The following is a 24,442-nucleotide window of genomic DNA, read 5'->3' as shown; positions in this document are numbered from 1 at the left end:
CCACCACACATGCCACCACGTTCAGCCACGCCAAAAACCACGTCCAGACGACGTGGTTTCCTCAAATACCCCTGAAAACAGGCCCTCTCCCGCAGGCAGAACCAGCCGAAAATTATTTGTGCTTGTAATCCTGAAAAAGATCAGGAAACTGCTGCTTCAGAGCCGCCATCTTCGGCACATCGCACACCTGGATATAAGGATTATTCGGATTCTTCTCCGCATAGTCCTGGTGATAGTCCTCGCCGTCATAAAACGCCTTCAGCGGCGTAACCTCCGTCACAATCGGCTTGGGAAACACATGCGCCGCATCCAGCTGAGAGATATAGGCCTTGGCCACCTTCTCCTGCTCCGGCGACGTATAAAAAATCACCGACCGATAAGAAGTCCCCACATCCGGCCCCTGCCGGTTCAACTGCGTAGGATCATGCACCACAGAAAAGAAGATCCGCAGCAGCGTCCCATAACTAACCTTAGCCGGATCGAACACAATCTTCACCGACTCAGCATGCCCCGTCCCCTCCGACGAAACCTGGTCATAAGTAGCAGTCGAAGCAGATCCACCCGAATAACCCGCAGTCGTAGCCGTAACCCCTTTCACTCGCTGAAACACCGTCTGCACGCCCCAAAAGCAGCCACCCGCAAACACCGCAGTCTCATGCGATGCCGCAACATGCGGCTCATCCATCGCAGGAGCCGGAATCGGCTCTCTTCTCTCTGCTCCCATCACCATTCTCTTCCCCCTCCAAAAAGCATAAGCGCAACAACCCCAACCCCCAGAACGATCAACCCGGTCTTCACCACATTCGACATCGCAAACTCCAGTCCGCTTCGTATTGGACGCTCCGGCACCACAACCGGTTACATTCTCAAGCTTTCCCTCCCTTCCAGCTCTACCTGTACCCATATCAATCATCCAAGCCCAACAGGAGGACCAAACCTTGCCCGGCCGCGTTCGCATCGGAATCTCCGGATGGACCTACAAACCATGGCGCGGCGTCTTCTATCCCAAAGGCCTCGCACAAAAGAAAGAGCTCGCCTACGCCTCCTCACTCTTCCCCACCATCGAGATCAACGGCACCTTCTACTCCCTCCAGCGCCCCTCAAGCTTCGCCACCTGGGCCGAGCAGACCCCCGACGACTTCGTCTTCTCCATCAAAGCCAGCCGCTACATCACCCACATGCTCAAGCTGCGCAACGCCGAGCAGGCCCTGGCGAACTTCTTCGCCTCCGGCCTCCTCGCCCTCGGTCACAAACTCGGCCCCATCCTCTGGCAGTTCCCACCCAACTTCCAGTTCAACGCCGCCAAGCTCGAAGAGTTCTTTACCCTTCTTCCGCGCGACACCCACGCCGCTGCCGTGCTCGCCCAACACCACGACGATCGCCTCAAGGGCCGCGCCTACACCGCGCTTATGAGAAAGCGTCTCATCCGCCACGCGATGGAGATCCGTCATCCAAGCTTCGTCACACCAGACTTCATCTCCCTCCTCCGCCGCCACAACATCGCCCTGGTCTGTGCTGACACAGTCGAATGGCCCCTCCTCATGGACGTCACCTCAGATTTCCTCTACTGCCGTCTCCACGGCTCCGAAGTCCTCTACACCAGCGGCTACAGCGATCAGGCGCTCGACCAGTGGGCCGCTCGCATAGCAGCCTGGGCACGCGGAGGAGAGGTCACTGACGGCGATCACGCCAGCCCCAAACCCGCACGCCGGCGAACCGCCCGAGACGTCTACGTCTACTTCGACAACGACGCCAAGGTCCACGCCCCCAAAGACGCGCAAGCCCTCATCCAGCGAGTCAACCAGCTTCTAACCCCGACCAACGGGAGGACCGAAACACCTCACTCACCCACAAAAGGTACACAAGTCACGAAGTGACCGCCGCACGCGGAGGGCGCCCGTCCGGCAGGACAGGTATTAAGCCACCCGCGCCCGCCCCTGAATCTCGATGTAAACATGAATCAAACTAACCGCCGCCGGAGTAACTCCCGCAATTCGGCTAGCCTGTCCCAGCGTCTGCGGCCGCACCCGCGAAAGAATCTCCTTCATCTCACTCGACAACCCACTCACCGTCGAATAATCGAACCACCCCGGAATCGCCCGCCTCTCAGCCTTCCGCATCTTCTCCATCGACCGTCGCTGCTGATCCAGATACCCAGAGTACTTAATCTCCGTCTCCACCGTCTTCATCTCATTCCGAACCCACGCCGGCAGTTTCTCCTCACCCGCCGCATCCATCGCCGCTACCCAACTGCTCAGCGCCCCATCGCCGACCCGCAGCCTCTCACGAAGCACCGAAGCGACCTCCTCGATCGGCACCTCCGGCCGCTTCAAAAGCTGCGCAAATGTCTGTCCGCCAACCCCAGCGGCGTCACCGTCCAGCCTCTCCAGCAACGCAGCCGGCAACTCCTCCGCCCGCACCCGCGCCGAACCCAACAGCCTCTCAAACGCAACCGCCCGAGCCTGCTTCGCCTCATACTCCGCCCAGGCAGCATCATCGATCAGCCCCAACCGCCGCCCATGCGGAGTCAACCGCCTGTCTGCATTATCGATCCGCAGATGCAGCCGAAACTCCGCCCGCGAAGTAAACATCCGGTAAGGCTCATTCGTCCCTTTGCTGATCAGATCGTCAATCAAAATTCCCGTATAAGCCTCAGTACGATCCAGCGTAAAGCCATCCTCGCCCCGAACAGCCAGCGCCGCATTGATCCCCGCCATCAATCCCTGGCACGCCGCCTCCTCATATCCGCTCGTCCCGTTGATCTGTCCCGCAAGATAAAGCCCGGCAAACGACTTCACCCGCAGCGTACGATCCAGCTCCGTCGGATCGATCGCGTCATACTCAATCGCATACCCCGGCCGCAGCATCTCTGCATTCTCAAGCCCAGGTATCGATCGCACCATCGCCGCCTGAATCTCCATCGGCAGACTCGTGCTCATACCGTTGATGTAGACCTCATGCGTATTCAACCCCTCCGGCTCCAGAAAAAACTGGTGTCGCGTCTTCTCCGGAAACCGCACGATCTTGTCTTCAATCGACGGACAATACCGCGGCCCAATCGCCTCAATCTGCCCCGTGTACATCGGCGATCGATGAACATTTTCCCGAATCAGCCGCAACGTCTCCGGCGTCGTGTGCGCGATGTGGCACTTGATCTGCCGCAGCGGAATCTCTTTCGTCCGAAAGCTGAATGGCGTCGGGTCTTCATCTCCCGGCTGCTCCTGAAACTGGCTCCAATCAATCGTGCGCCCATCAAGTCGCGGCGGCGTCCCTGTCTTCAACCGGCACTCCCGCAGCCCCAGACGCTTCAGCGCCTCTCCCAGCAATACGCTGGCTGGCTCTCCACTACGCCCCGCCGTGTACTGCTGTTCCCCGCAATGAATGAGCCCATTAAGAAATGTCCCTGTTGTAACAATCGTCGCCGCAGCATAAATCAGGCGCCCATCCCGCAACTTCAAACCGCGCACCACCCTTCGCGGAGATTCCATTGACCTTGTGTTGTCATTCCGCATCCTGAGCGCAGTCGAATGGGGGCAGAATCTGCTTCTCCAACTTCCGTCGCAATACCTTCCGTCTCCACAATCAGGTCCACCACCTCAGCCTGCTTGATGAAGAGATTCTTCTGCCCCTCCAGCACCTCGCGCATCTTCACGCGATACAGCGCCTTATCGCACTGCGCCCTCGGCGACCACACCGCCGGCCCCCGCGAAGTATTCAGAAGGCGAAACTGTATCCCCGTGGCATCGGCAACCTCGCCCATCACACCGCCCAGCGCATCCACCTCACGCACAAGGTGTCCCTTCGCAATCCCCCAATCGCAGGGTTACAACTCATCTGCGCAATCAAATCCAGATTGAGCGTAAAAATCGCGGTGCGCAGTCCCATCCGCGCCGCCGCCATCGCCGCCTCGCAACCTGCATGCCCCGCACCCACCACCGCCACATCGAACTGTTCCGAAAAGCTCACTTCTCTATTCTAGGCGTCACTGCCCGTTTCTTTGTAATTGCACCTTTACAAGTCACTATTCCCAAACAACAATCAACCATGCGCCTTCATCGCCATCTCGCCGCCTTTGCGCTTCTCTGCGTCTTCCTTCCTCTCACCCTCCATGCCCAGCAACTTCCCGCAGCCATCACCGCCGACCCGGTCCACGACAAGACCAATCCCGCCGGCTTCGAAACCTTCCAGATCCCCAGCCACGGTGCGCTCCTCAACGCACTCGCCTACATCGCTCCTGGCCCCGCCCCGCATCCCGTTGTCCTTCTCCTCCACGGCTTCCCCGGTAACGAGAAAAACCTCGACCTCGCCCAGGCCATCCGCCGCGATGGCTGGGACGTCGTTTACTTCGACTACCGCGGCTCCTGGGGCTCCCCGGCGACTTCTCCTTCACCCACTCCATCGAAGACACACAATCCGCCATCGCCTTCCTGCGCGATCCCGCAAACGCAAAGAAGCTTCGCTCCGACCCGTCCTCCATCGTCCTCGTCGGACACAGCATGGGCGGCTTCATAGCCCGCTACGTCGGCGCGCAGGATCCCGCCATCAAAGCCGTCGGCCTCATCTCCGCCGCCGATATGGGCCTCGACAAAATCCAATCCACCAAACCCGATCAGAGAGACGCAGCAGTCGCCGCTCTCGCCGCTCACCTCGCTGCTGAAGGCATGGCACCGCTCGCTGGATGCACCCCCGAAGGCCTCGCCAAAGAGGTTGCCGCGAACTCCATCGCCTGGAATATCCTCGCGCTCGCGCCAAAACTCGCCACTCGTCCCATGCTCGTCATCACCTCAGACGATGGCCTCGCGCCCTCAAACGACGCCTTCGTTGAAGCTCTCAACAAAGCCGGCAATCAGGAGGTCACCGCGATCCACATGACGACCGACCACTCCTACTCCGACCAGCGCATCGCCCTCGAAAAGGCAGTCCTCGACGGCCTCGACTATCTTCAACATAAATAGCGCTGTCACACACAGCCGAGCCACCGGATATTAAACTGCTCTCAGCTTCGTTACATCTAATCGACGAAGCAGACGGAGCAACCTTGAACCGACTCGCGCTCAGCCCGATCAGCTTCACTACACCGCATCTGAATTTGCTCGCGCTGGAGATCCCCCACTTCCGTCACACCTGGTTCTTCGCCATCTTCCTCTTCTGCACCGCCATCGTGCTCGCAAACGTGGTGCACTACGTCCTGTTTCGCCTGCTGCGCCGCAAAGAAGAGGAGAGCAAAAGCTTCGGCTGGGGGGCCTTCAGCGCCGCCTCGGCAAACCCGCTCGCGCGATCTTCTTCCTCACCTGCCTCCTCCTCATCCTCCCCGCCGTACCCGACCTTCCCGGAAAGTTCGAAGACACCATACGCCAGGGCCTCATCATGGCGCTGGTCGCCTCCCTCGGCTGGTTCGCCGTCGGCTGCATCTACGTCCTGCAGGCCATCATGCTGCGGCGCTACGACCTCAACGCCGAAAACAACATCCGGGCACGCCGCGTCCACACCCAGTTCCAGCTCTTCCGCCGCATGCTTATCACCTTCGTCGTCATCATCGACATCGGCGCCCTCCTCTGGACCTTCAACGACCCCCGAATCTGGCACTACGGCTCCGGCCTTCTCGCCTCCGCCGGCATCGCCTCGCTTATCATCGCCACCGCCGCCAAATCCACCGCAGCAAACTTCTTCGCCGGCCTGCAGATCGCCGTCACCGAGCCCCTCCGTATCGACGACGTCGTCGTAGTCCAGGGCGAGTGGGGCCGCGTCGAAGAGATCAACTCCGCCTATGTCGTCATCCGCCTCTGGGACCTCCGCCGCCTCATCGTCCCCCTCAGCTACTTCATCGAAAACTCCTTCCAGAACTGGACCCGCCAGTCCTCAGACATCATGGGCACCGCCTTCCTCTACGTCGACTACTCCATCCCCGTCGAAGCCCTCCGTCAACAACTCGAGTCCATCGTCCACCCGTCGCCGCTCTGGAACAAACAAGTCTGCGGCCTCCAGGTCACCAACCTCACCGACCGCTCCATGGAACTCCGCTGCCTCATGAGTTCACGCAACTCCAGCGACAACTTTGACCTCCGTTGCCTCGTCCGCGAAAAGATGACTGAATGGATCCAGCAGAACTACCCCGAGGCCTTCCCCACCACCCGCTTCGCCTCTCGCCCAGACAGCTCTGCCCAACCGCAGGAAAACCAAAGCCTCCCAAATCTCCTTCAACCAACCGACCACCGCTAGACCTACATCCCCCGACCAACGGGAGGACCCACGCGCTCATCCAGCCAGGTCCGGTACACAAGTCACGAAGTGACCGCGCGCCGCGCAGGCGGCTCGTCCGGCAGGACAGAACTCGCTATAGACTAGCTACCATCGAGGTTTCACAGCATGCTAGGACAAACTCCGATCATCGCCTTCATTCCCACTCGCGACGCCGCACAGTCCCGCACCTTCTACGAGGACCTCCTAGGCCTGCGCTTCATCAACGACGACAAATTCGCCCTCGTCATGGAAGCCAACGGCACCATGATCCGCATCGTTCGCGTCGGCAACTTCACTCCCGCCCCCTTCACCATCCTCGGCTGGCAAGTCAAAGACATCCACCAATCCGTAGCAGACCTCACAGCCAAAGGCCTCAAATTCACTCGCTATTCCCACTTCGAGCAAAGCCCCGACGGCGTCTGGACCGCACCCGGCGGCGCAGCCAAGGTCGCCTGGTTCGCCGACCCCGACGGCAACACCCTCTCGCTCTCACAGCACTAGCCTGTCTCCCCCTCCGACCAACGGGAGGACCGGAAAAGGTATACACGTCACGAAGTGACCGCCCCACGCGGAGTGGGCCCGTCCGGCAGGACACCTCTGCGAATGGCGCCCCTCAAAACTCGACCCTCAGCCCCAGCTGCACCTGTCGCTCCGGCGACTGTCCCGTCGCCGCCCCCGTAAATGTCCCGAACGGTCGCACATTTAGCCCCTCCGCAGCAACCGTCGCAGCATTTTGAAACACCAGAGGCGTAATCCCATTCGCCTCCGTACCCACCACATAAGCACGCTGCATAATCGCGGAGTAGTTCACCCGATTGGTAAGATTGAACGCCTCGGCAACCCCGCGCACCTTCACGCTTTCGCTCACCAGCACAGCCTTGCTCAAACGCAGATCAACGCGTCCGGTATCCGGCAGCCGCAGCGTATTTCTTCCAACCGTCGGCAGATACACCGCCCCACCCGCGCCATTGATGCTCTCATGTCCACCGGCCAGCCTCGTGCCCCCAAAGATATCCAGGCTGTAAGGTCTCCCGCTCGTCTCTGTAAAGATGGGAGCGACCGCCCAGCCATTCACCGTCCTCCTCAGCCAATGCTGCTCGATCGCAAACTTCGGCTCCCACACCACGCTGGCCACAATCTTATGCGGATAGTTCAGCGCAGAAAGCCCCTTGTCATACCGCACGTCGAACGGATCGAACTGTCCGTTAGTTCGTGGCGTCGCGCCGCCGCTCTGTCCATAGTCGATCGCCTTGGCCCACGTCCAGCTCGCTCTGAACTCCAACCCGCCGCGGCTGCGTCGTCGAGCCTCCAGCACCAGAGCGTTATAGGTCGCATTCGCATTCGAAATAATGTCGGTCACAGGCCCGAAGTTCGTGTTCAGCCTCTGCGAATAAAACGGAATCACAAACGTCTCCCCATCCCGAACGCCCACTAAACCGGTGCCACCCTGCAGTTGGAACTCCTTCGTCGCAACCGACGGAGCAATATTGATATCCGCCGAGTTCGGCAGCTGCCGGTCAAGATTCAACAGATAGGTCGCACTCGCAATCATCCCCGCACCCACCTCGCGCTCAATCGAAAAGCTGCCCTGCTGCACCGCCGGCAGCCGAAATCTTCGATCGAACACCATCGCCGACGTCGTCTTCCCCACCGCCGCCGGCGGCATCGTCACGTACGAGCACGCATACCCAAACCCCTGATTCGCAACCTGCGGACAATTTGTGACCGTCGTCGGTAAGATCAACACGCTCGTCGTCGAAGAGGGCAGCGCAGTGTTTGACAACGCGCTACTCAATTTGGCGCCGGGCAGCCTGCCATAGAAAAGACCATACCCAATGCGAACAACCATCCGGCCCGACCCGGACGGCTCCCACGACACAGCCGCTCTCGGGCCAACATTATTGCGATCCTCCGGAAACACACTCGTCGCGCCCTTCTGCCCAAATGCCGCATCCAGCGTTGCATTGGGCCGCTGCGGCAGCGGAGAGAGTTCGTATTCGTAACGTAAACCGGCACTTATTGTCAGTCCCCGCCTCACCCTCCAGCTATCCTGCAAAAAACCGGCCCATTCCTGCGTGTTGAACGTCACTGTCTTTTGCCCAAAGCTCTGCGTAAAAGAGCGAAAGCAAAAATCATGGATCGGCGCCGTGATCGATGGACAACCACCATTCGGATACGCGTTCACATTGAAGGTATAGTCGGTGATCCAGTCCACCAACCCGCCGGAGTGACCAGACGTAACTCCGCTGTCGTAATGAAACGCTCCCTGCGGATTGTTCAGACTCGAAATATCGTCATGAACAAAGCTGACGTCTACACCCGCCTGCAGCTGATGCCGCCCTCGCACCACCGTCATCAAATCCGCCAACTCCACCTTATCCTCATCCGGATATGCCGTGCGCCCCAGCGAGTTCGACGGCCCAAACGTAAATCCATCGGGCCCAATCGCAATCTCCGGAGCGAATCCACCCGGCCCCACCGCCGGCTCCTGCGGCAGCGGCTTCGCCGCGGTCTCATACTGAAAGTCACGCCCATACTGAACCCGCAACTCATGCGTCAGCTTCGGCGACACCCGCCACATCCATCGCCCCAACAGCGAATCTACCTTCACATAGCTGCTCCCCAGGCTTGCGACTCCAAGATCCACCACCGGCGCAGACCGCACGCCCGACGGCGCACTTGACCGCGCCCGGTTGTATTGCAGACTCACGCGGTGGCGCTCCGTTGCCTGCCAATCCATCTTGCCGAAGTTGATTGTCTGGTCCTGTCGCCGCGCCACGGTCCCCGTCAGGCTGTCAAGATAGGTCAATGCAGCATTCACCTTCGCCCGCGTCACGCCTCGGTTGCCTAGCAACGCACTCTGCGTTGGTGTCAGCAGATAGAAGTTCGGATCATAGGGTGTCGAGACAGCCGGGAACGACCGGAGCTGCTGATCGTACGTATAAAAGTAAAAAAGTTTATCCCTCACTGCTGCACCGCCAACGCTGCCGCCGAACTGTTGCCGAAGATCGGAGGGCTTCACCGCGGTACTTGTGCTCACACCGTTCACATAGGTCGTCGCGATCGAAAAAGGATTCGTTGCTCCAAGCGCGCTCGACCGCACCAGGTAAAAACCCGTCCCATGCAGCGCATTCGTACCGTTCTTCGAGACCGTCGTGATGATTCCTCCCGCCGCATGCCCATACAACGCCGAGTAGTTCTGGCCGCTCACACGAAACTCCCTCACTGCCTCCTGAGAAAACGTGGAAGCAGCACCCGCGTGCCGACTATACCCACCCCCTCCATCCATGCTCCCTGCACTCACCCGCCGTGAAGACCCCGTCTCCGCAGCATCTTCGATCTCCCCCGCACTCTCCCCGCCCGTCCCACGCGGCACCGCGCCAAAGCTCTGGTCGTCATCTCCACCATCAATCCGGCTGCTGTTTTGCGTCGAAGCCACCCCGCGGAAGCTCAACAGCCCGTCCCCCTCCGGATCCGCGTTGACCGTCGGCGTCAATAAAGCGAACGTCTGCCATCGCCGCCCATTCACCGGAGTCCTCTCCATCTCCTCAGGCGTGACCACACTGGCCGTGGCCGCAGACGCCACCTCATCGACGCTCACCGTAGCCGGTCTCTCTGGCGCTGCGGTCACGTTCACCGAACTGACTATCCCGCCAACTTTAAGTTGCGCCTCCACCGAGGTCACGCCCCCAACCTCCACGACCACCGGCTCCAGCGTCAGATTCGCGAACCGCTCATAGTCCACCACCACGCGGTACTCTCCCGCGGGCAGATGAGCCACGACAAACTCACCTTTGCCCTCGGTCGTCGCGACAGCGGTAAATCCGTTCGCGAGATTCTGCGCCTGCACCACCGCGCCCACCAGCGCAGCACCCGTCGCATCCACGACAAAACCGCCGACCGCCCCATCCACCGAACTCTGGCCCCACGCACACCCCCATGGCAGCAGCGGCGCTACACCACAGCAAGCAGGCCCGGACAACGTTCCTCACACCCGCGCTCACCATCGCGCGTCCCAGACAGAACGACATGCACTCTCCGCGGATTCTGTACCGCTCTACGCCGCAACCACGGGAAGATTGAAAAGTAAGCTCGCCATGCCCTTCGCTATCCAGGCAAAACGTCGCAGCCGCAAATTGTCCGCACCACGCCAAAAACAACAGGACACTATGAGATTAGCCGCAGACGCGCCAATAATGAAAGACCACTTCCGTGTTAAACACAAAAGAGCGGCGACCGAAGCCGCCGCCCTTTTGAAATGACCAGGGTTAGAACTGCGCCCGAACCGACAACTGGACCTGACGGGGTGTATAAGAAAATCCGCTGGCGTTCGAGTTGGTCACGGAACCGAACAGAGGCAAAGCGGAGTTCGCGCTGCTCGTGTTGAACGTCAGCAGATTCGCGGTCACCTGCTTCGCTGCATTGGTCGTAGTACCGATGAAGTATCCGGTCGTATTCACTGACGTGACGTTCTGACGGTTCAGAATGTTGAAGCTCTCTCCAAGCAGCTCCAGCTTCACGCGTTCGGCAACATTGAACCGCTTCGACAGCCGAAGATCCAGCACATTCGTGCTCGGCTGCTGAAGGCCGTTGCGCTCAAACCCCGGCAGCCGGAATGTTCCGTTGACTGTGCCGGTTCCGCCCGATCCGTTTGCGCCACTCCCCACCGCGTTCAACTGCGCACCGTTGACAAGCCCGGTCGACAACGTCCCGCTGGTGGCTACCGAATAGGGCAAGCCGCTCTGCGCCGAGAAGTTCGGCGAAACCTCGTAGTCGTTCAGCAGATAGCTCTTCCAACCCGTAAAGCGCCACGGCGAGGTCGCCACCGCCGTCAGGACAAACCGGTTCGGAACATTCTGATTGGAGTTGCCATACTCCTCGCGAAGGCTGGTCGGGTCCAGCAGCGCATTGGCAGAGCTTCCAGTCGTATTGTTCTCCCCGTAATCCAAGGCGTGCGACCAGGTATAGTTCGCGCTGAACTGCAGGTTGTGCGTAAGACGGTGTGAGATCTGACCCACCAGCCCCTGGTAGTTCGAGTTCACTCCGCTGAAGATGTTCGTCTTCGCGCCGAAGTTGCAATCCGGACGCTGGCTCGGACAGATCTTGGAAGACGCCGTGCTCTTCGCAAAGAAGTTCGACATGAACGTGGAACCGTTCTGCAGCGGGCCTTTCCCGGACGTGTCCACCACCGTGTAGGTCACGCTGGTCGGAGCAGGCAGGTTCAGATCAACAAAACTCGGCAGACGCCGCCCAAACGCTCCCAGCCAGGTCACACTGACGACCGTATTCCAGCCCAGGTCCTGCTCCACCGTCAGGTCCGCCTGATGGATCTCCGGCAGCTTGAAGTTCTTGTCAAAGAACGTAGCGTTCGGTGGAGTTCCCGTGTTCACTAGTGCCGGAATTACCTCCGGAAACACCGGGGCGCCCGCGCTCGTCGACGTATAGGTGAAGCTCGGCTGACCGTTGAGCGAACCCGTGTTGATCAGCGCGTTATAAATCGACGAGTTGATCACGCGAGCGAAAAACTCTCCGTAGCCGCCCCGCAGAATCGTCTTGCCGCTTCCAAACACGTCGTAGGCAAAACCAACTCGCGGACCGATGTTGCTCTTGTTGCTCGGCAGGGAGCCCGTCTGCGGAATCGATGAAACGACAAGGCCGCTGACTGGCGACGGCAACTGTTCATACTCATACCGAATGCCGCCCGTCAAACTCAGGCGCGAATTCAACTTCCACTCATCCTGCACGAAGAACGCATAATCCCCCGTATTGAAATTTAGCCCGGGCCGACCAAAACCCTGCGTATAAGAGCTGTAGTTATGCGCCTGAGCAACTGTCTTCGGATTCTGCGAGAGGTAAAAGTCCGTAAGGTAGTTGGTCAGCGTGGAGTAACTATATCCGCCATACTGCGCAAATAGGTTGTTGATCAGGTCATACGTGTGGATGTAGTCGCCGCCAAATTTAATGCTGTGGTTTCCATGAATCCAGTTCACCGTATCGGCAACCTGATTCCGCCGCTCATCCGGCAGCGCAGCACGCTGCAGAAACGTCTGTGTTCCAAACGTGAAGCCATTCGTAATCGAGACACTCGGCGGAAGTCCGCCAAAAGGGTTGCTATAGCCTCCCAGGGTCGGCCCCACCAGGTTCGACGTCTCGTAGGCCGCGGGGGCCTGGGCGAACTCGAACTCAAAATCACGCCCATACTGATAACGAACCTCATTGCTGATGTTGTTCGTAATCACCGTATCCAGCTTCGCAATGCCGAACGTATCGCGTACATAGTCGTTGCCAAAGCTATGCGAACCATCAAAGACCGTAGCTGCGGTCTGGATGCCGGCCGGCGAGATCCAGCGTAACCGGTTCACCTCAAACGAAGCATGATTCCTTCCGTTGATCTGCCAGTCCACTTTAGGAAAGAAGATCGTCTGATCGCCCGTACGCGGCACACTGCCGAGCAGCGAATTCAGATTGGCAAGACCGCTGGTGTAATCCGTTGCAGCCGCACTATAACTGGCCAGTTTGAGATTCGTTTGCAGTGTGCACGCCGCCGCATCGATCGTGCTTGGCGCGGTCGCACCTTTCCCTCCGCACACCTGGCCGGCCGGAAGCGCCGCGTCAGGGGTAGCGAAGAAGCTCGTAGGATTGCTCGCCGCCGCGACCGCTGGGAAGTTTCTCTGAAAGCGATCCGCCGCAAAGAAGAAGAACAGCTTGTCGCGAAAGATCGGTCCGCCCACCGCCCCGCCCCACTGCTTGCGCCGATCCGTCGGCTTGAAGTTTACCGAACTGAAGGGTCCATTGGGAACCAGTTGCACGGTCTTTGTCGTAAACGCGTTCGCTGCTCCCCACTCCGCATCGCGATCGTAAAAGTACGCCTCACCGTGGAACTTATTGCCGCCTGACTTCGTGATCGAGTTCACAACGCCGCCCGCGGCCCGGCCATACTCAACCGTGTAGTTCGAAGTATTAACCTGAAACTCCTGAATCGAAGCTTTGGCCGTCGAGTAGCCCGCGCGAGTGCGTCCACGCTCCTCCGAAAAGTACGCCTGATTGTCGTCTGCTCCGTCGATGGTTACATTATTCAACAAAGTGCTCTGGCCACGAAAACTCAACAGCCCAAATCCGCTCGAATCGGCAACCACTCCAGGCGTCAGCAGCGCGTAGGCCGACCACCGATAGTTGTTCACCGGAAGATCAAGCAGCATCTTTTGATCGATCACTCCAGAGAAATCAGGCGACGTCGTATTCAGCACTGGCGCCTCGCTCGTGACCTCAATCGTGTCACTCACGTTACCCACAGGCATCTTGGGAGAGATGTCCGTCAGCAGTCCAACCTCGACGATCACCTCGCCGGAACGGTAGCTCCGAAACCCAGGCGCCGTAATTGTAACCGTGTAGGTTGCAGGCTGCAGATGGATCACCCGGAACACGCCCGAGCCATCGACCTTCACGTTCTGTTCAGCGTTCGTTGCGTTCGAGTGAACTACTACGATCGCGCTCCCAATTGCAGAACCGCTCGAATCCTCTACTGTACCGCCGATCGCGCCGTCGACAGCCGACTGCCCATAGCCCTGTAACCCCGTAACCGCGCAAAACATCGCAATCAGCGCGCCGCGCCTCATCAATCCCGAAATCTTCATCTGGTCTCCTGAGTTTGTTTCGCCCTGCAGACTGCACGTCCTTCCGCGCCTGCTGCGAGCCAAAGTCTTGCTTGCATCGTGTGAGTCTTCTCAGAGTCGCATGAGACGGTTAACGTAGGATTACGAGATGTAAAAATGCCGTCTTCTGCAAGCTCCCGCACGCCACCCTCGAATCGTCACACGACCTCGCGCCTATCGCCGCAACCCGCTCCCGGCGCGCAAACTTGTACACTGTTAATGAAGATGTTTATTGATGAAGCAAGAATTCGTATCAAGGCCGGCGACGGCGGCAATGGCTGCATGGCCTTCCGCCGCGAAAAGTTCGTCCCCAAGGGCGGCCCCTCTGGCGGCGACGGAGGCCACGGAGGCGACGTCCTCATGTCCTCCTCCCTCAGCCACAACACCCTCGTCCACTTTCGCTACAACCCCGAGCACAAAGCTCAGCGCGGCGGCCACGGCCTCGGCTCCAACTGCTCCGGATACTCCGGCGAAAGCACCACCCTCAAAGTTCCCGTAGGCACTCTCCTCTACGACGACGCCACCGGCGAGCTCATCCACGACTTCGCCCGCCCCAACGAGACCATCGTCATCGCCAAAGGCGGTCGCGGCGGCCGTGGCAATCAGCACTTCGCCACCAGCACCCATCAGGCCCCGCGCGAGCACGAGCTCGGCCGCGCCGGCGAAGAACGCGCCTACCGCCTCGAACTCCGTCTCCTCGCCGACGCCGGCCTCGTCGGCTACCCCAACGTCGGCAAATCCACCCTCATCTCGCGCCTCTCTGCCGCCAAACCCAAGATCGCCAACTATGCCTTCACCACGCTCGAGCCAAACCTCGGCGTCGTCCAGGTCGGCGACTTCCCCCACACCGAGTCTTTCACCGTCGCCGATCTCCCCGGACTCATCGAAGGCGCGCACCTCGGTCACGGGCTCGGCATCCAGTTCCTCAAACACATCGAGCGCACCAGCGTCATCGTTCATCTCGTCGACGTCTCCGACTCCGGCGCTGCCGAAGGAACCGCCCGTCCCGACCCCGTCGCCGACTACAAAGTCATCACCGAAGAGCTCAGGAGCTTCGATCCAGCCCTCGCCGCCAAGCCCACCATCCTGGTAGCCGCAAAGATCGACGTCGCCAATCCGGACAAACTCAAAAAGCTCACCGCGATGGCCAAGCGTCGCAAGCTGCCCTTCTTCGCCATCTCCGCCGTCACCGGCGAAGGCATCGAGCCGTTAAAGTTCGCCATCGCCGAGCTGGTCGCAACCCACCGCCCCATCGCACTCGAACCCGACAACACCGAGCCAGTAAAACTCAAACCCAACTACCCCCCACCGCCCGGTTCCGCCCGCGGCCGCGCCTAGCATTTCGATCTCGAGCCGTTCGGGACAACGTCAAACACTGGCTGCGAGTTCCTCCCCTCCTTCACCGTCGGCGTGTCGAATTCCTTTTTGCCGTGTCTTTTTGCCTCGTCATCCAGTATGGATTTCCGGTTGCCGTTGCCGTTGCCGTTGCAGTTTGCGGTTGCTGTTGCCTGTCCTTTTGTTGTCATCCCGTAGGGATCTGCGGTTGCCGTCGCCTCTTCCCCGTCACTCATACCCCGAAAAGGAAAGAACCACACCAATGCAATCCACAAAAAAGGCTGTCAAGCCCCCATTTCGATTAACCCATTTACAATCATGAATTTGTACCGTGCGCATTAGTTTAGTCCCGACAGCTACAATTGAAGAAAGGAGAGAAAAAGAGCCGGACTTTCAGTTAAAACCGTCTAAGCCGTTTGTTTTGAAATTTTTACCACTAACCCCTTTTGAATGACTAGTTTGCAAGATAGCTTCTTTAGCAAGTATCTGATAATAAAAGAGTTAGCGCCGAGAACCCCGGGGTACCCCTGGACAATGACATAAGAAGCGGAACATCAGTTGTCTTGCCATCCAAGTCACAAGACGCGTAAGGTTTAACGCGGACCCAGGTACCCACTGGGACAGGTGGTATCCAGCCAAAGTCGCCCCTCCGAGGGCGACACGCGGCGGAGCTGCACTGGAGATTGCAATGAGCTTGACCACGTTCTCAACGGAACGAGCCGGCGCCCAGGGTGGGCGACAGGCCGATTCCCCCGCTAAAGTTACCGTCCCCTCCCTCCTCGAAAAGAAACTACTACGTCGGCCAATCAGCGCCATCACGGCCTACGACTACGCCAGCGCCCGGCTCATCGACGAGGCTGGACTCGACGTCGTCCTTGTAGGAGACTCGCTCGCCATGGTCATGCAGGGACACGAAAACACCCTCGCCGTCACCATGGACGAGATGCTCCTCTACACCCGAGGAGTGCGGCGTGCCGTAAAACGCGCCCTGCTGGTGGCCGACATGCCCTTCGGCAGCTATCACACCGACGACCGCGAAGGCCTCGCCAACGCGATCCGCTTCATCAAGGAGTCCGGAGCCGAAGCTGTCAAGCTCGAAGGTGGCCGCGAACGCGCTGAGCTCATCCGGCGCATCACAGCCGCCGAAATCCCTGTCATGGGACACATCGGACTAACTCCCCAGAGCGTCCATCGCATGGGAGGCTACAAGGTCCAGGGCAAGACAATGGAAGCAATCGACGAACTACGCGCCGACGCCCTCGCCCTCCAGGAGGCAGGCTGCTTCGCCATCGTCCTCGAAGGTGTGCCCCGCGAACTAGCCCGCATCATCACCGAAGAACTCAGCATCCCCACCATCGGAATCGGCGCCGGCCCCGACTGCGACGGACAGATCCTCGTCCTGCACGACATGATGACCATGACCTTCTCGCCTCCAGCGAAGTTTGTCAGACGATACGCCGACGTAGCGGGAGTCATGCGCAAGGCATTGGAACAATACCGGCACGACGTCGAAGCCCGAACCTTTCCTGCGGACGCCGAAAGCTACCATTTCTCCCGCGAGGTCCGGGAATTGATGACAGAACCGATGGAAGTGGTGGGATAGCCGCAAAACCGAAACGAGAAGGAAGCTCTCAGAGTCGCGTCCAGCGGACTGATGGTGGCGCGCGTTTGGTGTCCTGAAAAGTGACGAATCAAAGATAAACCCGCAGCGATGCGGGCGAGAGGAGCTGTCAACCCGATGCAGATCGTAAAGAGTATTGCGGAGATGCAAAGTATCTGCCGCAACCTCCGAACCCAGGGCATAACGATGGGCTTTGTGCCGACGATGGGCGCACTTCACAAAGGTCATCTCTCTCTGATCCAGCGAGCCCGCTCTGAGTGCAAAACTGTTGTCGCATCGATCTTCGTCAATCCTCTCCAGTTCGCCCCAGGAGAAGACTTCGCCCAATATCCACGAACCTTCGAGGAGGACTGCAGACAACTCGAGAGCGAAGGTGTAGCTGTTCTATTCGCTCCCGACGCCACGGAGATGTACCCGAACGGCGCTGTAACCACCATCACCGTACCCGGCATCGGCGACCGGCTAGATGGAGCCTCGCGGCCTGGTCACCTTACCGGAGTAGCCACCGTTGTAGCGAAGTTATTTCACCTGGTGGCACCCCACCGCGCCTACTTCGGACAGAAAGATGCCGCACAACTAGCCGTCTTGCGACAGATGATTCAGGACCTGAACTTCGATCTTGAGCTCGTGAGTTGCGCGATCGTGAGAGATGCTGACGGCCTCGCTCTGAGCAGCAGAAATAAATACCTTAGCGTTCTGGAGCGTGAACAGGCGCTGGTTCTGCATCGAGCGCTCACTAAAATCGAGCAGAGCATCGCAGAGGGCGAACGCCACAGTTCCACGCTTTTGCAAATCGGAAGAAACACTCTAGAGACTGCGACGGGCATACGAGTCGACTACCTTGCCATCGTCGACGCCCGATCGCTCCTTCCCGTGGCGACCGCAGAGAGAGGCGTTCTAGTCGCAGTAGCTGCGTTTATTGGGCGAACGCGTCTGATCGACAACTTTCTCGTCGCCTGAAACCGAAAAACCGGTCGATAGCGCCAGAGCGAGCTCCGCGAATGACACGGAAGTACCATGCAACCCTTGCAAATATACGTTTATTGGGTTCGTGCTTTAGTAACATTCAGGGAGCGCCATCTTGGTGAGGACTTGTCCTTGAACCGGCGGCGGCGTGGACCGTCCACCGGCAAAGGATGCAAGACAGACTGCAGGGAAGAGGCAACTTCAGATGCCGAGCACTTCCATTCACGAACTCGCAATTCAGCAGATCGAGAGGCTTTCACGAAGAGGGTTTCAACGACTAGCGTTGCCACGGCCGCTTGAGAGCGCCTTCGAGCAGTCAACACTCGCGCGACGCTCCGAACGTCTCTGGCTGGAAGGTCTGGTAGCGATTGGCCTCTTCAATATTTATCTCCTCGTCGACCACTTTCTTCAGGACCGCGGCAACTCCTGGCTCCCGTTACAAATCCGCCTGTGCGTCGTCACACCCCTGGCCTTGCTGATTAATCTCAGCATGCGCTGGAGTCCAAACAAGATCTATCGCGAAGTAAGCATCGCCGGGGCAAGCTGCCTTATAGGAGTGACTCACCTCTACATCGAGAGTAATAAAAATGCGGCCTCCTCCGCATACGCTCAAGTGGGCGTGATAGTTGCGGTCATCTTTGTCAACGTGGTGATGCGGCTGCAATTCTTTTACGCTCTCAGCGCATCGGCCATTTTGCTGGCGAGCGATCTGGTCTTCATTCAACACGACCATTTCCTGAACTCTTCGGAAAAGCTACTCGGAATCACCTTGGCTGTCTGCGCCATTTCGATGACGGCAATTGCGAATTACAGCATCGGGCGAGAAGAACGATTGGGCTTCCTGATGCGGCTGCGCAGCGAGATACAAAGCAAAGAGCTCTCCTTCCTGAATGTCGAGCTGCAAAGGATTTCCTGCGTCGATAGCCTGACCGGGCTTGCCAATCGACATGCTTACGAGTTGCAGTTTGCCAAACTGTGGAGCGAATCTATTGACTCCCACTCATGCTTGTCCGCCATCGTGATCGACATCGATCACTTCAAGCTCACAAACGATACCCGCGGACATCTCTACGGCGACCGAGTACTGGTGCGAGTTGCTTCTCTGTTGTTGCAGGGTCTCCGCTGTAAGGACGACTTCGCGGCCAGATTCGGTGGCGAAGAGTTTGTGATTTTGCTTCCCGGCACAACACAGGAAGGGGCCATGATAGTCGCCGAACGCGTCCGCAAACTCGTCGAGGTGGCAGGTTCGCCAGCGCTACCCGAGCCCGGCAGCCATCCCAGGCTTTCAACGGTAAGCTGCGGCGGAGCGTCCTGCTACCCGAGCGACGTCAACTGCAAGGAAGACCTACTGGAGGCGGCTGATAAGGCGCTCTATCGCGCAAAGGAGCTGGGCCGCAACCGGGTATGCTGGGGCGAATTAGCGAAAAGACAGAAAGAACCGTCACCCACATACAAGCGACCTGCAAGGTTTTCGGTCAAGAGTGAGCCACTGACGAGCGTCGACTAACCCCACCGTTCGGTATCGCGGGTTCGATACTTCCTCCTGTGGGGGCCACTTCTGCAGCCTAATGGATTGTGGACAACTTTGTGGTCAAAACGCGCACCAACGTCCAGAGTGCGATGCCACATAATCACGTGGCCAAGGCTTTGGCCTTTTAGTGAGCACAGGATAGTGCAATTGCAATCTGCTACAACCTAGAAGGCCGAGCAATGATGTTTAGCCAGCGGGTGTTTCGCTCTTTGGAAATGGAATCGTCGCTGATCCAGGTTTCTTCAATGGAGAAGCCTGATTTCTCGAGAATTGCATGCAATTCGCTTTGGCTATAAAAAGCGAAAAACCGTCCATCTGGAAGTGATTCTTCGCCCACCCCCAGGATCATCGAAATGTAGAACGATGCATCGCTCTTAAGCGCAGACCGCAAGCGTTTTAGGACAGAGGGCAGAACTTTCTTAGGGAGGTGTAAAAGTGAAGCGCATGCCCAAGCCCCATCGAATTGGTTTTCGAATGCCAAATCTTCGAAACGCATCACTAAACAACGGACTCCTGAGAACTCTTCTGCCATCTTGGCAAGCACGGGGGAGCCATCTAGGCCGATCGGATCAAATCCGCCAAGTAGCATCGCTTTGAGATCTCTCCCCGAGCCTGCGCCTATGTCGACAACGCGGGAGCCTGGCTTCAGAGTCTTAAAAAGCGCTCGTAGATCGGTGACAGAATGACTTCGTTGACGCTCCCGCAGCAAATTCACGGATCACGGGCTCTGCCGTATTGGTGTCCGTTTTGGTCATATTCATGAGAGAGTCTTCCTTTTCCATTCTTCTACATCGCGTGTGATGGCCAAGAAGCCAGTGTTGATCAGTGACGGGAGTTCTAAGGGGAAAACTGAGGCAAGGTCAACGTTTAACAGCGCTCTCGGCTGCGATTCTGGCTCATCCCTTTCGACTCGGATCCCGTTCTTCGAATTCAACCCTTTCGCGAGCTCATGCTGGTGAGCCATAACCGCAAAGTGTGCAAGGTACCGTGCAAATACGCCCATTAGGTCAGCTTCTTCAGCACGAGCGTAGCCGGCCTTCTCTTGAATGATGTTAACGACTCGGGATCCAATAGCAACAATTTCGTCGATATAAATCTCGACATCGAAGGCCTGCCCATACACGTGCTGCATATGCATTACGACTCTGAACCGTGTCCATCCGCTACCGGGGAGGAGAATTTGGAACTCCTGTTTATCCTCGGAAGCTTGCCCGTTCGGGTTCTTAGAACTTACAAGCTGAAACCTGTCCGGCGCTGCTTTGCAGAGAGCCGAGTTCATTTGACGATAGAGACTGAACGACTGACCGAGTAAAGCTCGCAGTGGTCCGTACAGCAAAAATAGCTGCCTAAGCTGCCAATCCACGACGGCGCTGCTGATATTGGCTTTACTTTGTCTTTCAGCGAGGCGCAAATCGTTATCAGCTTTGACTTGGGCTAAACCCGCTTCCTGTTCCAGGCGCTCGCGCTGCTGCTTGTTATTTGCAAAAACACCAACGAAGACGCCCACTACACCAGTTACCGCTGCAATCAAAGCTGGTCCCAAGTCAACGAGAGAAAGCTTTTTATCGTCGTCAACTCGCTTCTCGATCTCTGAGAGGCTCGTCTCCGTACGGGCTGCCCTGTCGTCCAAAGCTTTGAGCCGTTGATCCACTTCCTCCAGTACCTGACCAACAGGCCTGGAGATCCCGGCACTGCGGTTTGAAACGCTGCTTAGACCTCTTGAGCTGGAAGCTGCCTTCTGAGCGCCCGCCAGCGGAGTCATCATTATCAAAACTACCGCGAGCAATGTGAAAGCTTTGCGCATCGTCATCATTCATTTAACTTTAGCGCTTGTTGAATGGCTTGGATCAACAGCAGACTTCCGTTGGAGGGAATTCTGATTCTGCGGGCGTCTTCCCGAACACGGGTATTCGAACCTGGCTCGATCGGGCCGTCAGTACCGTCGTATACGCGTTGCGATGGAAGTCGTTAGGAGCCCATCCCCGGGAAGTACATAGTCGCCTCAGTTTGGGCGGGGGCTAATCATATGCTCATTTCGCCTCGATCCGGACGATGGTGAATAATATTATGTCCTTCTATTCGGAGGCCTTTTTCATCCGGGGAGTTGTTCCAACCCTTGCGCGTTCCAATGTCGGTTCGGCCCAGCAAACCATGCGCTTCCTCTTGGGAGGAAAGTGCAGCGAATTCAGCGTAACGGGGGTGGAAGGCGTCGACAAAGGTCTCTTTGCGATGCAGGATCGGGGGGTTATTGAATCGCTGAAGTTTTTAATCCCATACGACGCCGTGGGCAAGAACACGCGAACACTGTAGGCCAACGAAGGATGAGCGTCGTCCTCGAATTCGGGATAACTAAGGAAGGACAGCTTTTTCCCATCTAGAGCGATCTTGATGAGGTCGTAATCCAGTTCGCCGACGATTTGGCGGGCAGCTAGAATCATCAGTCTCAGCAGCGGAGGCAGCTGCGCCTCGGCAGTACGGTGGATGTACAACGAGTCAGGCAGCTTTTGCCGACCGGAGAGAGTTTGCACTGCTGCTGAATGGCGCCAGGTTTGCCAAGCTCGAACAGGAATTCGACGCCAGCCTGAATAGAAGCCTTGTAGCTCGGCCAGAGCATCTTTATGTCAGCTTGGACCTCTTCTGGCATGACACGAATGGGCGGTGGAGTCAGACCCTGCAGATGCAACATCGCAATGTACGTAAGGAAAGTTTGACCGCTTTTGCTCCCGAGTTGAAACGAGAACATCTCGGTCGATAAGGCTTTCGGCGATTCGCTCGATCCGTTGCACAGAACCATATCGCTCGATCAAGCGGAAAAGGGACTTGAATTCGGCCAGGAGCGGTACTCGTCCGAGAGCCTTTGTCTGCGAGAGGTAGCGTGGCGTGCGTAGGGTTGACAGTAACAACTCCGCAGACGATGGCGTAATCGAAAATACGTTTGAGAAGATTGCGAAGCTGAGCGGCTGCGGATTCGAAGCCATTGTCGCGTTTCTTGAATACGAGCCGCTGCACATCTTGCGCTGTGACATCTCTCAATGCCCAGGTTCCGAACGCGGGGTAAATTTCTTTTTCAAGATAGCGGCGAAGTTGCTTAGTGTCCTTTCGATCTCTCTCGATTACCTCTCTGAAGTAACGCTCACTGAAGTCGGCGACGGAGGTAGAGTTCGCTAAAGCGAACTTTTCTAGTTGTTTTTGCTTCGCCGGCGATATGCCATCGTGCACCGCCTTCGCGAGTTCGTCGCGTTTCGATCTCGCAGCCTTCAAGCTCACAAGCGGGTATTTCCCCAGCGAGATCTTCTCCGTCTTTCCTTTGAACTGATACCTGTATCGCCAGGAAGCAGCTCCAGTCGGCATCACCTCAAGTGCAAGCCCACGACCGTCGCTTACGGCGTAACGAATTTCTTGAGGCTTCAGCCCTTTGATCTGAAGTTCGGTTAGCGGCATCTGCGCCTCAGATTGTCCACGGGAGCCGATTTTGGGAGCAACATGAGACGCAATGTACAGCGTCGTGGACAACTTAGAGAACGGCTCTCCAAGGATTTGCTTGGACGCGATTGGTCACTAAGGTACTGTACACATTGCAATAACCGTGATGGCATGGATTGGCTCGGAGCGCCAAGGAAGCGCTCTTATTTGCCGATGCAGAACTTGCTAAAGATGAGGTTTAGAATATCGTCGCTCGTCGTAGAACCAGTGAAAGCGTCGAGCGCGCGAAGACCTTCGTAGAGATCAAGAAGGATCATTTCGTGAGGGATGATCGCGGTCACCGCCTGTCTTGCCCGATTGAGAGCTACCAATGCGTCCGATACCGATCGCTGTTGGCGGTGGTTTGTGAGAACCGCGGTCTCCGCGTTTGGGATTTCCTTCGTGACCAGCGACAGGATCGCTCGGCGTAACTCTGGGATACCGGATCCGGTGAGAGCAGACGTTTCAACGGCCTGAAGACCGGGTTCTTGCGATTCCCGATGTCCGAGGTCTTGCTTGTTGATAACAATAAGGAAGGGCCGCCCCGCCAAGGTGGCAACAGCTGTCGCGTCTTCTTCATGGGGTGGTGCAGTAGCATCCAGGACCAGGAGCACTACGTCGGCTTCGGACATAGCTTCACGGGATTTAGCGATGCCTATTGATTCGGCTTCGTCGATGGAGTAACGCAGACCCGCGGTGTCGATGAGTTCGAGGGGAATGCCTTCGAGCGATACTCGTTCGGTGACCAGGTCGCGAGTCGTACCAGGCGTCGATGTGACGATGGCGCGGTCGCGTTGGATTAGTCGGTTGAAGAGAGACGACTTACCGACGTTGGGGCGGCCTACTATGGCCATCGTGAAGCCGTCGCGGACTATGCGGCCGTAGGCAAAGGAGGTCTGCAGTACGGCGAGGGGGCCTCGATTGCTGCTATCTGGGAGGAGATTTGATCTTGCGCGAGGAGGTCGATGTCGTCTTCAGCGAAGTCGATGCCAGCTTCCAGTGCGGCGATGAGGCTTATAAGTTGTTGTTTTATTGGGGTGATGTGACGTGATAGCGAGCCGCCAAGCTGTTGGGCGGCGATGCGGGCCTGATGAAGGGTGGTGGATTCGATCAGGTCGTGGACGGCTTCGGCCTGGGTAAGGTCGAGGCGGCCGGAGAGGAACGCTCGCTGGGTGAATTCTCCGGGTTCGGCGAGGCGGGCGCCTGCGTCGAGGCATTGGCGGAGGAGGTGATGGAGGAGGACGGGCGATCCGTGGGCGGAGATTTCTACGATGTCCTCGGAGGTGTAGGAGTGGGGGGACTGGAAGTAGGTGACTACGGCTTCATCGAGAACTTCGCCCGTGGAATCAAGGATTTCAGCGAAGCGGGCCTGGGCGGGGGCCAAGGGATGGCGAAGTTTCAGGAGGGGTTCGGCGATGGAGCGAGCAGCGGGGCCTGACAGACGGACGATACCGATGCCGCCGCGGCCGGATGGGGTGGAGATGGCTGCGATGGTGTCTTCGGAGTTGAAGCTGGAGTTGGAGTCGTTCACCGGGATTTTTCCATGTTAGCGGGAAGAAAAAATCCTGTGTGGTGATTGTGGTGTTTTTCTGGGGAGTTTTGCGAAAAGCGTGGTGCAGAACGTGGTGTTTTGAT

20 protein-coding genes and 1 pseudogene are annotated in these 24,442 nt (G+C 57.9%); 10 read left to right on the top strand and 11 right to left on the bottom strand.

The features are described from left to right. Positions 1-112: 112 nt before the first annotated feature. Entirely contained in the window at positions 113-724 is a 612-nt protein-coding gene (gene msrA / locus RBB80_RS05900; protein ID WP_433967323.1) for a peptide-methionine (S)-S-oxide reductase MsrA, read from the bottom strand. A 214-nt stretch (positions 725-938) separates the two neighbouring features. On the opposite strand from msrA, the gene RBB80_RS05895 reads away from it, so the two are divergent. Next, a complete protein-coding gene (locus RBB80_RS05895) occupies positions 939-1,877 on the top strand; it encodes a DUF72 domain-containing protein (protein WP_433967322.1) in 939 nt (312 codons plus the stop codon). A gap of 39 nt (positions 1,878-1,916) precedes the next feature. Here the strand turns inward: RBB80_RS05895 and mnmG are convergent, their stop codons facing one another. Continuing rightward, on the bottom strand, positions 1,917-3,488 hold the full coding sequence (mnmG, locus tag RBB80_RS05890; protein WP_433967321.1) for a tRNA uridine-5-carboxymethylaminomethyl(34) synthesis enzyme MnmG: 1,572 nt from the start codon (positions 3,486-3,488) through the stop codon (positions 1,917-1,919). After that, positions 3,455-3,933 (bottom strand): annotated as a pseudogene (locus tag RBB80_RS05885) (FAD-dependent oxidoreductase). The gene mnmG and the pseudogene RBB80_RS05885 overlap by 34 nt, the downstream one beginning before the upstream one ends. 111 nt (positions 3,934-4,044) lie before the next feature. Between RBB80_RS05885 and RBB80_RS05880 the strand changes: the two are divergent. The 4 genes from RBB80_RS05880 to RBB80_RS05865 all read left to right on the top strand — a co-directional run bounded on the left by RBB80_RS05880 (position 4,045) and on the right by RBB80_RS05865 (position 6,741). Beyond that, entirely contained in the window at positions 4,045-4,512 is a 468-nt protein-coding gene (locus RBB80_RS05880; protein ID WP_433967320.1) for an alpha/beta hydrolase family protein, read from the top strand. Then, positions 4,398-4,955: an alpha/beta hydrolase family protein gene (locus RBB80_RS05875; protein ID WP_433969519.1), complete on the top strand. Its 558-nt coding sequence runs from the start codon at positions 4,398-4,400 to the stop codon at positions 4,953-4,955. The genes RBB80_RS05880 and RBB80_RS05875 overlap by 115 nt, the downstream gene beginning before the upstream one ends. A 412-nt stretch (positions 4,956-5,367) precedes the next feature. Further along, entirely contained in the window at positions 5,368-6,219 is an 852-nt protein-coding gene (locus tag RBB80_RS05870; protein ID WP_433967319.1) for a mechanosensitive ion channel family protein, read from the top strand. 147 nt (positions 6,220-6,366) lie between these two features. Continuing rightward, the gene (locus RBB80_RS05865) at positions 6,367-6,741 is read left to right on the top strand and encodes a VOC family protein (RefSeq protein WP_433967318.1); all 375 of its coding nucleotides are present in this window, start codon (positions 6,367-6,369) and stop codon (positions 6,739-6,741) included. Between the two features lie 112 nt (positions 6,742-6,853). Here RBB80_RS05865 and RBB80_RS05860 read toward each other — a convergent pair whose 3' ends face one another. Continuing rightward, positions 6,854-10,222 carry a carboxypeptidase regulatory-like domain-containing protein gene (locus RBB80_RS05860; RefSeq protein WP_433967317.1) on the bottom strand — a complete coding sequence of 1,123 codons (3,369 nt, stop codon included), beginning with the start codon at positions 10,220-10,222 and terminating at the stop codon, positions 6,854-6,856. 286 nt (positions 10,223-10,508) lie between these two features. Continuing rightward, the gene (locus RBB80_RS05855) at positions 10,509-13,874 is read right to left on the bottom strand and encodes a carboxypeptidase regulatory-like domain-containing protein (protein ID WP_433967316.1); all 3,366 of its coding nucleotides are present in this window, start codon (positions 13,872-13,874) and stop codon (positions 10,509-10,511) included. A 243-nt stretch (positions 13,875-14,117) separates the two neighbouring features. Between RBB80_RS05855 and obgE the strand changes: the two genes are divergently transcribed. After that, complete coding sequence (gene obgE, locus RBB80_RS05850; RefSeq protein ID WP_433967315.1) at positions 14,118-15,230, top strand: GTPase ObgE; 1,113 nt, start codon at positions 14,118-14,120, stop codon at positions 15,228-15,230. On the opposite strand, the gene RBB80_RS05845 is transcribed toward obgE, so the two are convergent. Next, positions 15,227-15,487 carry a hypothetical protein gene (locus tag RBB80_RS05845; protein ID WP_433967314.1) on the bottom strand — a complete coding sequence of 87 codons (261 nt, stop codon included), beginning with the start codon at positions 15,485-15,487 and terminating at the stop codon, positions 15,227-15,229. The two genes, obgE and RBB80_RS05845, sit on opposite strands and share 4 nt — an antisense overlap. 428 nt (positions 15,488-15,915) lie before the next feature. Between RBB80_RS05845 and panB the strand changes: the two genes are divergently transcribed. From panB to RBB80_RS05830, 3 genes are all read left to right on the top strand, one after another. Next, positions 15,916-16,830: a 3-methyl-2-oxobutanoate hydroxymethyltransferase gene (panB, locus tag RBB80_RS05840; RefSeq protein ID WP_433967313.1), complete on the top strand. Its 915-nt coding sequence runs from the start codon at positions 15,916-15,918 to the stop codon at positions 16,828-16,830. Between the two features lie 135 nt (positions 16,831-16,965). Then, on the top strand, positions 16,966-17,808 hold the full coding sequence (gene panC, locus RBB80_RS05835; protein WP_433967312.1) for a pantoate--beta-alanine ligase: 843 nt from the start codon (positions 16,966-16,968) through the stop codon (positions 17,806-17,808). A 211-nt stretch (positions 17,809-18,019) separates the two neighbouring features. Continuing rightward, complete coding sequence (locus RBB80_RS05830) at positions 18,020-19,321, top strand: diguanylate cyclase (RefSeq protein WP_433967311.1); 1,302 nt, start codon at positions 18,020-18,022, stop codon at positions 19,319-19,321. 181 nt (positions 19,322-19,502) lie between these two features. Here RBB80_RS05830 and RBB80_RS05825 read toward each other — a convergent pair whose 3' ends face one another. Together RBB80_RS05825 and RBB80_RS05820 are read right to left on the bottom strand one after the other, a co-directional pair. Then, complete coding sequence (locus tag RBB80_RS05825) at positions 19,503-20,060, bottom strand: class I SAM-dependent methyltransferase (protein ID WP_433967310.1); 558 nt, start codon at positions 20,058-20,060, stop codon at positions 19,503-19,505. A gap of 42 nt (positions 20,061-20,102) precedes the next feature. Beyond that, positions 20,103-21,158 carry a hypothetical protein gene (locus tag RBB80_RS05820; RefSeq protein WP_433967309.1) on the bottom strand — a complete coding sequence of 352 codons (1,056 nt, stop codon included), beginning with the start codon at positions 21,156-21,158 and terminating at the stop codon, positions 20,103-20,105. Positions 21,159-21,397: 239 nt separating this feature from the next. Here RBB80_RS05820 and RBB80_RS05815 point away from each other — a divergent pair, with 239 nt between their 5' ends. Continuing rightward, the gene (locus RBB80_RS05815; RefSeq protein ID WP_433967308.1) at positions 21,398-21,655 is read left to right on the top strand and encodes a hypothetical protein; all 258 of its coding nucleotides are present in this window, start codon (positions 21,398-21,400) and stop codon (positions 21,653-21,655) included. Between the two features lie 354 nt (positions 21,656-22,009). Here the strand turns inward: RBB80_RS05815 and RBB80_RS05810 are convergent, their stop codons facing one another. From RBB80_RS05810 to RBB80_RS05800, 3 genes are all read right to left on the bottom strand, one after another. Then, positions 22,010-22,786, bottom strand: coding sequence for a tyrosine-type recombinase/integrase (locus RBB80_RS05810; RefSeq protein WP_433967307.1), 777 nt, complete (start codon positions 22,784-22,786; stop codon positions 22,010-22,012). Between the two features lie 185 nt (positions 22,787-22,971). Continuing rightward, complete coding sequence (locus tag RBB80_RS05805; protein ID WP_433967306.1) at positions 22,972-23,661, bottom strand: GTPase; 690 nt, start codon at positions 23,659-23,661, stop codon at positions 22,972-22,974. Between the two features lie 17 nt (positions 23,662-23,678). Beyond that, positions 23,679-24,338, bottom strand: a complete 660-nt coding sequence (locus RBB80_RS05800) for a hypothetical protein (protein ID WP_433967305.1) — start codon at positions 24,336-24,338, stop codon at positions 23,679-23,681. Positions 24,339-24,442: the final 104 nt, after the last annotated feature.

The sequence above is a fragment of the Tunturiibacter gelidiferens genome (genome assembly GCF_051013345.1).
Taxonomy (GTDB): domain Bacteria; phylum Acidobacteriota; class Terriglobia; order Terriglobales; family Acidobacteriaceae; genus Edaphobacter; species Edaphobacter gelidiferens_A.
The sequence above is the reverse complement of the archived record's forward strand: the minus strand, read 5'-3'. Positions and strand labels throughout refer to the sequence as shown.

Coding starts and splice junctions, on each gene's coding strand:
- RBB80_RS05870 (WP_433967319.1), top strand. CDS start 5,368: ATGGCGCTGGTCGCCTCCCTCGGCTGGTTCGCCGTCGGCTGCATCTAC.
- RBB80_RS05805 (WP_433967306.1), bottom strand. CDS start 23,661: ATGGCCATAGTAGGCCGCCCCAACGTCGGTAAGTCGTCTCTCTTCAAC.
- RBB80_RS05865 (WP_433967318.1), top strand. CDS start 6,367: ATGCTAGGACAAACTCCGATCATCGCCTTCATTCCCACTCGCGACGCC.
- mnmG (WP_433967321.1), bottom strand. CDS start 3,488: ATGGAATCTCCGCGAAGGGTGGTGCGCGGTTTGAAGTTGCGGGATGGG.
- RBB80_RS05815 (WP_433967308.1), top strand. CDS start 21,398: ATGGTGAATAATATTATGTCCTTCTATTCGGAGGCCTTTTTCATCCGG.
- obgE (WP_433967315.1), top strand. CDS start 14,118: ATGTTTATTGATGAAGCAAGAATTCGTATCAAGGCCGGCGACGGCGGC.
- panB (WP_433967313.1), top strand. CDS start 15,916: ATGAGCTTGACCACGTTCTCAACGGAACGAGCCGGCGCCCAGGGTGGG.
- RBB80_RS05855 (WP_433967316.1), bottom strand. CDS start 13,874: ATGAAGATTTCGGGATTGATGAGGCGCGGCGCGCTGATTGCGATGTTT.
- RBB80_RS05830 (WP_433967311.1), top strand. CDS start 18,020: ATGCCGAGCACTTCCATTCACGAACTCGCAATTCAGCAGATCGAGAGG.
- RBB80_RS05820 (WP_433967309.1), bottom strand. CDS start 21,158: ATGATGACGATGCGCAAAGCTTTCACATTGCTCGCGGTAGTTTTGATA.
- RBB80_RS05810 (WP_433967307.1), bottom strand. CDS start 22,786: ATGCCGCTAACCGAACTTCAGATCAAAGGGCTGAAGCCTCAAGAAATT.
- RBB80_RS05880 (WP_433967320.1), top strand. CDS start 4,045: ATGCGCCTTCATCGCCATCTCGCCGCCTTTGCGCTTCTCTGCGTCTTC.
- panC (WP_433967312.1), top strand. CDS start 16,966: ATGCAGATCGTAAAGAGTATTGCGGAGATGCAAAGTATCTGCCGCAAC.
- msrA (WP_433967323.1), bottom strand. CDS start 724: ATGGGAGCAGAGAGAAGAGAGCCGATTCCGGCTCCTGCGATGGATGAG.